The following is an 8,938-nucleotide window of genomic DNA, read 5'->3' on the forward strand; positions in this document are numbered from 1 at the left end:
AGCACGGCCTCCGTGAGCCCGTGCTGTCCGAGCGTGACGACAGGTTTCAGGTGGTGTGATTGCTTCTTCAGCCAGCGTGTTTGTTTTTCGGTAATCGACATGGTGGTCCTGATGACGGAATGGATGCCTTTCAATAGCCGCGGCCAGCGCCCGGCTCGTCGGCGGAATGCTCCACCGTGCGCAAGGCTTAGGAGCGGTTCAAAAATAATTCAGACAACTCGATGAGAGGATACCCCGGTCGTTGTCGTAATCGTAATTGAGAACGACAACGACAACGACAGCGACAACCATGGCAAAGAAATTCTCTCGTTGAGTTGTTTTACTTATTCTTGAACCGTTCCTTACTCTCCGGCTCTAGCGATGGGCTCTCACCGCGAACGTCCGCCACTCCTGATTCGCCCCGGGTTCTCCCGGCGGTTCGCCGGGTTCGTCGGGGTGACTCATCTCGCGGCGGCGGCGGCGGTGATCACTCTGCTCGGCGACAGTCCGCTATGGTTGATTCTCTTGATTCCGGTCACGATCAGCGCGCTTTACATCGGCTACGTCGATGTCCTGCGGCGTGCGCCTTGGTCCATCCGTTCTGCCCTCTGGGAGCCGGACGGGACTTGGCGGATCCGATTCGTCTCCGGCGCCGAGCGCGAGGCGCGCCTCAGTCCGGCCACCTTCATCACCCTTCCGCTCGTCGTGTTGAGCTTCCGTCTCGGCCTCCTAGGTCGCGGCACACTCCCGATCTTCGCCGACGCGCTCGATCCGGATCAGCTGCGCCGCCTGCGTCAGCGGCTCCGTATCGAGGGAATAACCAGGGACGGACCACGTTTAATCGAAAGAAGGAACGAATGAAGTAACCGTGGTCTGTCCCTAATAATCCCGGAGGACTTCGCTCTCGCTCGTCCACCCTACGGGCCGCCCGGTCGCGTGTGCTCGCTTCCGGATTTGCGTCTCGGATGAGAAGATGAAGGCCGGCGATTGCGGCCGTGCCGAGGCGCGTGAGTGCCGATCGCCGCATCCCGGCGCAACGCGGGGCGACGGCGCTCCCCGATGGACGCCTTCGGCGCGCCCGGGTCGATCCCGTACGCGTTCGCTTCGACTCACTTCATTTGATCATTTGAGGACAAACGATGTCGCGCTTGAGCCTGATCCTGAAGGGTAGTGCCATGGGTATCGCGGAGGTGATCCCGGGGGTGTCCGGCGGGACCATCGCCTTCATTACCGGCATCTACGAGCGTCTGCTCGATGCCGTGAAGGCGTTCGGTCCGGGGCTGATCGGGGTGCATCGCCGCGAAGGGCTCGACGGCATTTGGCGGGCGGTCGACGGGGGCTTCCTGGCGCTCCTCCTGGCTGGTATGGCGATGGGCATCCTGGTCGGCGTCTTCGGCGTCTCCTGGATGCTCGAGCATTACCCGCCGCTGATTTGGGCCTTCTTCTTCGGGCTGATCCTCGCCTCGATCCTCTTCATGGTCCGGCGCATCCCGCAATGGCGTGCCGGCGAGGTGGGGCTCTTCGTCCTCGGCGCGGTCGTAGCCTACGCGATCACCACGCTCACGCCCGCGAGCGGCAACGAGGCGCTCTGGTTCGTCTTTGTCTGCGGCGCCATCGCCATCTCCGCGCTGATGCTGCCGGGCATCTCCGGCAGCTTCATGCTCTTGGTGCTGGGGATGTATCAGTTCATCATCCACGACACCCTCAAGGGTCTGCTGGTGGACTTCTCGCTGGACAAGCTCCTCATCCTGAGCGTCTTCGCCCTGGGCTGTTTGGCCGGGGTCATGACCATGTCGCGCCTGCTCTCATGGACCTTCAAGCGCTACAGGAGCCTCACCCTCGCCACCCTGACCGGGTTCCTGGTCGGCTCGCTCAACAAGGTCTATCCCTGGCGCAACGCCGAGGACTGGCTGCGGGACAGTGCGGGCCAAGTCGTGATGGCCGCCGACGGACTCACGCCCGAGAAGATCCTCTCCGAGGTCAACGTCCTGCCCTCCGGCTACGAGGGCGACCCCCTGGTCCTCGGCGCGGTCTTGACCTGTGTGCTGGGCTTCCTCCTCGTCTATGCATTCGACCACTTCGGACCGCGGACCGATTGAGTCTCGGCGCAGCGCCGAGGGTCGGGTGAGGTGATTTCAAACGCTTGCCGATTTCGTACGCCCAAGCCACGTAATGGACCGAAACCCGGTAGACATCGAGTTGCTCATGGCCGAACTGCATCGGTGCTCCGATTACGACGACGACAACAACGACGACGACAACGACAACGATCCAGCCCCGCGAGGGATGCCTCAGAGGTTCGGAAGCAGGATCGGATCGCGCTTTTCGGGATTGGCACGATAGAAGGACGCCACATGACCGATGCGCCCGACCAGGACGGCCTCGGTGCGTTCGCCGATCAGGGCGATCGCGGCGTCGCGCTCTTCGCGATCGCCGGCATTGACCTTTACCTTCAGCAGCTCATGGTGGCTCAACGCCAGCTCGATCTCGGCGAGCACGGCCTCCGTGAGCCCGTGCTGTCCGAGCGTGACGACAGGTTTCAGGTGGTGTGATTGCTTCTTCAGCCAGCGTTTTTGTTTTTCGGTAATCGACATGGTGGTCCTGATGACGGAATGGATGCCTTTCAATAGCCGCGGCCAGCGCCCGGCTCGTCGGCGGAATGCTACACCGTGCGCAAGGCTTAGGAGCGGTTCAAAAATAATTCAGACAACTCGATGAGAGGATACCCCGGTCGTTGTCGTAATCGTAATCGTAATCGTAATCGTAATCGTAATCGTAATCGGCAACGACAACGACAACGACAACGACAACGACAACGACAACGATTAGATTCGGTGCTCAACGTACATCCGACGTGTGACGTAGGCGATTTCACCTCCGGTGGCTCGCCGGCGAGAAGATTGGAGGGGACCGCCCTCGGTACGCCCGGCGCCCAAGCCCTGAATCGGATTGCGGAAACTCGACCGCCGACATAAAATGACCACATGGTCATATCTTGGGGCTCAACATGCGTAGCGTACAAGTGGTCGAAGCCAAATCGAAATTTTCAGCATTATTAGCCGCGGTGGAAGCCGGTGAGACGATCGCGATCATGCGCCGCGGCCGAGTGGTCGCGCGCTTGGTACCCGATGTCTCTCGCTCTGCCGCCGATGCCTTCAGGCCTCTCTGGTTACAGGGAGACGACATCGACCTGGCCCCGCCGGCCGACTCGCCGCCGGAATCGGTCGAGACCCTGTAGGATGCGTTATCTGCTCGACACCAACATCTTTATCGCGGCCATGAAGGGCGTCGAGACCGTGCGGCAGCGGCTCGAAGCAACCCCGCTGAGTGCGCTGGTACTTTCCCCCGTGGTGCTTGGCGAGCTTGAGCTGGGGGTCGAGAAAAGTGCACAGCGCGAAAAGAATGCGGCGCGCTTGCAGGGCGTCGTGGCAACGCTCGAGCTGGTGGCGTTGGATGATCGCGTGAGTCGGCATTACGCCGCGATCCGGGCTGACCTGGAGCGTCAAGGCACGCCGATCGGCGCCAATGATTACTGGATCGCTGCGCAGGGCTTGGCCTTGGGGGCAGTGTTGGTGACAGACAATGAAGATGAATTCAACCGTGTATCGGGCTTGGCTGTCGAGAATTGGCTAAGGTCAGGCGGGGCCGGCGGGAGGCCCTGACGCCGATCGAGATGCCGAGCCCTCCGGCTGCTCGGCCTTGGTCATGCTTTCGTCCAGGCATCATGGGTTCCCCGCCCGGGTCCGCCGACTTCAGTCGGCACCCGGGTGCGCCGACTTCAGTCGGCTCCCGGGTACGCCGACTTCAGTCGGCTCCTTGGGTACGGGCGACTTTAGTCGCCCGAGCGTGCCCGCACGGCGGACTGAAGTCCGCCTCCCCGGGTGCCGACTGAAGTCGGCGGACCCGGGCGGGCGCGGTCGGCGACCTGTTCACTGCCGATGTGGCCGAAACGATGATCGAGGCCGGCTGCTCGGAATTTCTGAACCCTTGCACTCGGATCACGGATTCCGCAGTTTACCCACTCCGCCTGCAGGACTAACATAGCGGGCTTTTCAGCGTCCGGGCGCAGTCGCGCGGGAGAGCACTTGGCACAGCCTTCGGATACCCGCTACCTGGTCGCGCCGGGCGGCACCTTGCGCGGGCGCCTGCGCGTGCCGGGCGACAAGTCGATCTCGCATCGCTCGATCATGCTGGCCGCGATCGCAGAGGGGGAGACCCGCATCAGCGGTTTCCTCGAGGGCGCGGATGCCTTGGCGACCTTGAACGCCTTTCGGCGGATGGGCGTGCGGATCGACGGGCCCGACGGCGGCGAGGTGCGCGTGCAGGGTGTCGGGACGCGCGGCCTTCAGGCCCCCGACGGTCCGCTCGACATGGGTAACTCGGGGACCTCGATGCGGTTGCTCTCGGGTCTCTTGGCCGGTCAGGCGTTCCCGGTGACCCTGGTCGGCGATGCCTCTCTGTCCAAGCGCCCGATGCGGCGCGTCACCGAGCCCTTGGCGCGGATGGGTGCACGGATCGACGCGACCGAGGGCGGTACGGCGCCGCTCGATCTCACGCCGGTCGCGCGTTTGACGGGTCTCGACTATGTCATGCCGGTGGCGAGTGCGCAGGTGAAGTCGAGCCTCTTGCTGGCGGGCCTCTATGCCGAGGGCGAGACCTGCGTGACCGAGCCTGCGCCGACGCGCGATCATACCGAGCGCATGCTCACCGCCTTCGGCTACTCGGTTCGGCGTCGTGCGGCCAAGGTCTGCCTGACCGGCGGCGGACGGCTGACCGGCTGTCGGTTGACGATACCCGCCGACATCTCATCGGCGGCCTTCTTTCTGGTCGGCGCCAGTATCGCGCCGGGCTCGGATCTGGTCCTCGAGGGGGTCGGGATCAATCCGACGCGGGTCGGCGTCATCAACATCCTGCGCGGCATGGGCGGTGATATCGAGCTGATGGATCGGCGCACGGCCGGCGGCGAGCCGGTGGCGGATATCCGGGTGCGTCATGCGCGTCTGCGCGGGATCCGTATCCCGGTCGATCAGGTGCCGCTGGCGATCGACGAGCTGCCGGTCCTCTTCATCGCCGCGGCCTGCGCCGAGGGCGAGACCGTCCTCACCGGCGCCGAGGAGCTGCGGGTGAAGGAGAGCGATCGCATCCAGGTGATGGCCGACGGTCTGGCCAAGCTCGGGGTGTGCGCCGAGCCGCTGCCGGACGGGATGCGCATCCACGGCGGGGCGCTGGGCTCGACGGGCGGTCCGGATGCGCCCGCAATCGATGCGCCCTGGATCGATGCGCCCTGGATTGATGCTCAGGGCGACCATCGGATCGCCATGTCCTTCGCCATCGCGGCCTTGCGCGCGAGCGGCCCGGTCGCGATTCGGGATTGCGCCAACGTCGAGACCTCATTCCCCGGGTTCGTCGAGCTGGCTGCAGCCGCCGGCTTGGGCATCCAAGCGGCGCGGGGCTGACGCCATGTCGGTCCCGGTCATCACCATCGACGGTCCGTCCGGAACGGGCAAGGGCACGATTGCCGAGCTGTTGTCCGACCGACTCGGCTGGCGTTGTCTGGACAGCGGCGCGCTCTATCGCGTGCTCGGTCTGGCCGCGGAGCGCCGCGGGGTTGCGCTCGACGACGCCGAGGCGCTCGCCGAGGTCGCGGCCGACTTGCCGGTCGCCTTCGTCTCGGGCCGGGTGCTCCTGGAAGACGAAGACGTGAGCGAGGCGATCCGCACCGAGCAGGCAGGGATGGCGGCCTCGCGTGTCGCCGTGCATCCGCCGGTGCGCGATGCCTTGCTGCAGCGCCAACGCGCCATGGCATGCCCGCCGGGACTGGTCGCCGACGGGCGCGACATGGGCACGATCGTCTTCCCGCTGGCCCCGTTGAAGATCTTTCTCGACGCCAGCGCCGAGGTGCGTGCGGATCGCCGGTATAAACAGTTGAAAGGAAAGGGGTTGGATGCTAACCTCCCCGACCTTGTAGACGACATCCGGGCGCGCGACGCGCGTGATCGCGGTCGCAGCGTGGCGCCATTGTGTGCTGCGGAGGATGCGGTGATCGTGGATTCCACCGCGATGTCCATCGAAGAAGTGCTCGATCGGGTCCTGAAAGAGGTGAGGCGCGTCTTTCCGGAGCTGGTCCCCTAAGACATCGACAGTCCGTCCAACGGGGCCTCTGTCGAACCGGTCGGGTCGGCGCCGAATGCGCCGATCTTTTCATCTCATTCATACCCCTCGTCCCGGATGGGACGGGTCAGCGCGCCGTTCTCAGGATAATTTCATCTTATGACCGAAAGCTTTGCCGAACTCTTTGAACAAAGTCTGAGCACCACCCAACTGCAGCCGGGCACCATCGTCATCGGAACCGTGATCGAGATCACCTCCGACAACGTTGTGATCAATGCCGGGCTCAAGTCCGAGGGCGTGATCCCCAGAATTCAATTCATCGGCCCGGATGGCCAGCTCGAGGTCGCGATCGGCGACGAGGTCGAGGTCGCCTTGGACGCGGTCGAGGACGGCTTCGGCGTGACCCGTCTCTCGCGCGAGAAGGCAAAGCGGTTCGCCGCATGGGATCATCTCGAGAAGGCGTTCGAGGCTGCCGATACCGTCAAGGGCATGATCAACGGCAAGGTCAAGGGCGGCTTCACCGTCGATCTTGGCACCGTTCGCGCCTTCCTGCCGGGTTCCTTGGTGGATGTGCGCCCGGTGCGCGACACCACCTACCTCGAAGGCAAGGAGCAGGAATTCAAGGTCATCAAGCTCGACCGCAAGCGCAACAATGTCGTCGTCTCCCGCCGCGCGGTGGTGGAAGAGGAATACAGCGCCGAGCGCGATACCCTGCTGAAGAACCTGGAAGAGGGCATGGAGGTCAAGGGTATCGTCAAGAACCTGACCGACTACGGCGCCTTCCTGGATCTGGGCGGCATCGACGGTCTGCTGCACATCACGGACATGGCCTGGCGTCGCGTCAAGCATCCGTCCGAGGTGGTTGAGATCGGCGACGAGGTCACCGTCAAGGTGCTCAAATTCGACCGCGATCGTCAACGCGTTTCGTTGGGCCTCAAGCAGATGGGCGAGGACCCCTGGGTCAACATCTCGCGCCGTTATCCCGAGAGCACGCGTGTCTTCGGCAAGGTCACCAACATCGCCGACTACGGTTGCTTCGTCGAGATCGAAGAGGGTGTCGAGGGTCTGGTCCACGTCTCCGAGATGGATTGGACCAACAAGAACATCCATCCGAGCAAGGTCGTGGCACTCGGCGACGAGGTCGAGGTCATGGTGCTGGATATCGACGAGGAGCGTCGCCGCATCTCGCTCGGCATCAAGCAATGCGCCATGAACCCCTGGGACGAGTTCGCGGTCACCCACAAGAAGGGCGATCACGTCTCCGGCAAGATCAAGTCCATCACGGACTTCGGCATCTTCATCGGTCTGGACGGCGGCATCGACGGTCTGGTGCATCTGTCCGACATCTCCTGGGACGAGGCCGGCGAGCAGGCCCTGCGTCGCTATAAGAAGGGCGACGAGCTGGAAACCGTCGTGCTGTCGGTCGATCCGGAGCGCGAGCGCATCTCCCTGGGTGTCAAGCAGTTGGACAAGGATCCCTTCTCCAGCTTCGTGGCCCTGCACGAGAAGGGCAGCGTCGTCACCGGCGTCATCCTGGATGTCGACCCCAAGGGTGCAACCATCGCCCTGGCGGACGGTGTGGAAGGCTATCTGCGTGCGTCCGAGATCTCGCGCGACCGCATCGAGGATGCACGTGCCGTTCTGAAGGCCGGCGAGGCGATCGAGGCCAAGTTCCTGGGCGTCGACCGCAAGAACCGCACCCTTTCGCTCTCCATGAAGGCGAAGGACGTCGAGGAAGAGCAGGCGGCCATCAAGGGCTACTCGCGCGATCCATCCACGGCGACGACCCTCGGCGATCTCCTCAAAGAGCAGATGGAAGAGGCGCAGCGCGGGGGCTGATACCAACCCTTCGCGATGTCTCTCGTGTGATGTCTCTCTAGGCGGGGCCCGTATTGCGGGCCCCTTCTCCTTTTCCAGGAGTCGACACCATGACCAAATCCGAGCTGATCGACGTTCTGGCGGCGGCACAAGACCACCTTCCCTATAAAGACGTGGAGGAGGCGGTACGCAAGACCCTCGATCGCATGAGCACCGCGCTTGCCACCGGCGAGCGGATCGAGATCCGAGGTTTCGGAAGCTTTTCGTTGCACTACCGGCCGCCCCGGATCGGGCGTAACCCGAAGACCGGTGACTCGGTCGCCCTGGCCGGGAAGCATGTCCCCCATTTCAAGCCCGGCAAGGAGCTCAGGGACCGCGTCAATCAAGCGTTTCAAGAGGAGCTGGGCACGCAGGAAGAAGAGCGCGTTCCACGCGTTGCGGCCTCTCGCTGATACATTCACATCGGGCACCGCTTTCCGCGGTGCCCTCTCGGTCCTGCACCTCCCGCCCTATGAACGCCATGCTCGAAGCGCGTGACTGTAGGGGTGAATTAATTCGCCCGGGGAGCCGTTGGGCACGCTGCGCTTTGCCCAACTACGCCTTTTTCCGGGACATTCGATCACCGTAGGTTGTGCTGACGGCAGGAAGCACAACATGCGCCGACGGTTGGTTGTGCCTCGCACGGCTCGGCACAACCTACGGTCCTAAATCGCCCGGGGAGCCGTTGGGCACGCTGCGCTTTGCCCAACCTACGCCTTTTTCCGGGACATTCGATCCCCGTAGGTTGTGCTGACGGCAGGAAGCACAACATGCGCCGACGGTTGGTTGTGCCTCGCACGGCTCGGCACAACCTACGGTCCTAATTCGCCCGGGGAGCCGTTGGGCACGCTGCGCTTTGCCCAACCTACACCTTTTTCCGGGACATTCGATCCCCGTAGGTTGTGCTGACGGCAGGAAGCACAACATGCGCCGACGGTTGGTTGTGCCTCGCACGGCTCGGCACAACCTACGGTCCTAATTCGCCCGGGGA

Annotated in this window: 10 protein-coding genes; 8 read left to right on the plus strand and 2 right to left on the minus strand. The window is 63.7% G+C overall.

The genetic code is table 11. From position 1 onward, the window contains the following. The coding region (locus AADX97_RS27920) for a YhbY family RNA-binding protein (RefSeq protein ID WP_374239352.1) at positions 1-101 on the minus strand (101 nt) is incomplete at its 3' end. A gap of 259 nt (positions 102-360) precedes the next feature. Here AADX97_RS27920 and AADX97_RS27925 point away from each other — a divergent pair. Together AADX97_RS27925 and AADX97_RS27930 are read left to right on the plus strand one after the other, a co-directional pair. Further along, positions 361-840, plus strand: a complete 480-nt coding sequence (locus tag AADX97_RS27925) for a protein YgfX (RefSeq protein ID WP_374236215.1) — start codon at positions 361-363, stop codon at positions 838-840. Positions 841-1,118: 278 nt separating this feature from the next. Beyond that, complete coding sequence (locus AADX97_RS27930) at positions 1,119-2,078, plus strand: DUF368 domain-containing protein (protein WP_374236214.1); 960 nt, start codon at positions 1,119-1,121, stop codon at positions 2,076-2,078. Positions 2,079-2,270: 192 nt separating this feature from the next. Here AADX97_RS27930 and yhbY read toward each other — a convergent pair whose 3' ends face one another. Continuing rightward, a complete protein-coding gene (gene yhbY, locus AADX97_RS27935; RefSeq protein WP_093031173.1) occupies positions 2,271-2,573 on the minus strand; it encodes a ribosome assembly RNA-binding protein YhbY in 303 nt (100 codons plus the stop codon). Positions 2,574-2,986: 413 nt separating this feature from the next. Between yhbY and AADX97_RS27940 the strand changes: the two genes are divergently transcribed. The 6 genes from AADX97_RS27940 (at position 2,987) to ihfB (ending at position 8,360) form a co-directional block, all read left to right on the plus strand. After that, a complete protein-coding gene (locus AADX97_RS27940) occupies positions 2,987-3,217 on the plus strand; it encodes a type II toxin-antitoxin system Phd/YefM family antitoxin (RefSeq protein WP_374236273.1) in 231 nt (76 codons plus the stop codon). Position 3,218: 1 nt separating this feature from the next. Next, on the plus strand, positions 3,219-3,641 hold the full coding sequence (locus AADX97_RS27945) for a PIN domain-containing protein (protein ID WP_374236213.1): 423 nt from the start codon (positions 3,219-3,221) through the stop codon (positions 3,639-3,641). Positions 3,642-4,064: 423 nt separating this feature from the next. Then, on the plus strand, positions 4,065-5,435 hold the full coding sequence (gene aroA / locus AADX97_RS27950) for a 3-phosphoshikimate 1-carboxyvinyltransferase (protein ID WP_374236212.1): 1,371 nt from the start codon (positions 4,065-4,067) through the stop codon (positions 5,433-5,435). Between the two features lie 4 nt (positions 5,436-5,439). Then, the gene (gene cmk / locus AADX97_RS27955) at positions 5,440-6,111 is read left to right on the plus strand and encodes a (d)CMP kinase (protein WP_374236211.1); all 672 of its coding nucleotides are present in this window, start codon (positions 5,440-5,442) and stop codon (positions 6,109-6,111) included. Positions 6,112-6,249: 138 nt separating this feature from the next. Beyond that, positions 6,250-7,929 carry a 30S ribosomal protein S1 gene (gene rpsA, locus AADX97_RS27960; protein WP_374236210.1) on the plus strand — a complete coding sequence of 560 codons (1,680 nt, stop codon included), beginning with the start codon at positions 6,250-6,252 and terminating at the stop codon, positions 7,927-7,929. Positions 7,930-8,018: 89 nt separating this feature from the next. Continuing rightward, the gene (gene ihfB / locus AADX97_RS27965) at positions 8,019-8,360 is read left to right on the plus strand and encodes an integration host factor subunit beta (protein WP_374236209.1); all 342 of its coding nucleotides are present in this window, start codon (positions 8,019-8,021) and stop codon (positions 8,358-8,360) included. The last annotated feature ends 578 nt before the right edge of the window (positions 8,361-8,938 follow it).

Source organism: Thiocapsa sp. C2-2m (genome assembly GCF_041903745.1).
Classification (GTDB): domain Bacteria; phylum Pseudomonadota; class Gammaproteobacteria; order Chromatiales; family Chromatiaceae; genus Thiocapsa; species Thiocapsa roseilacustris.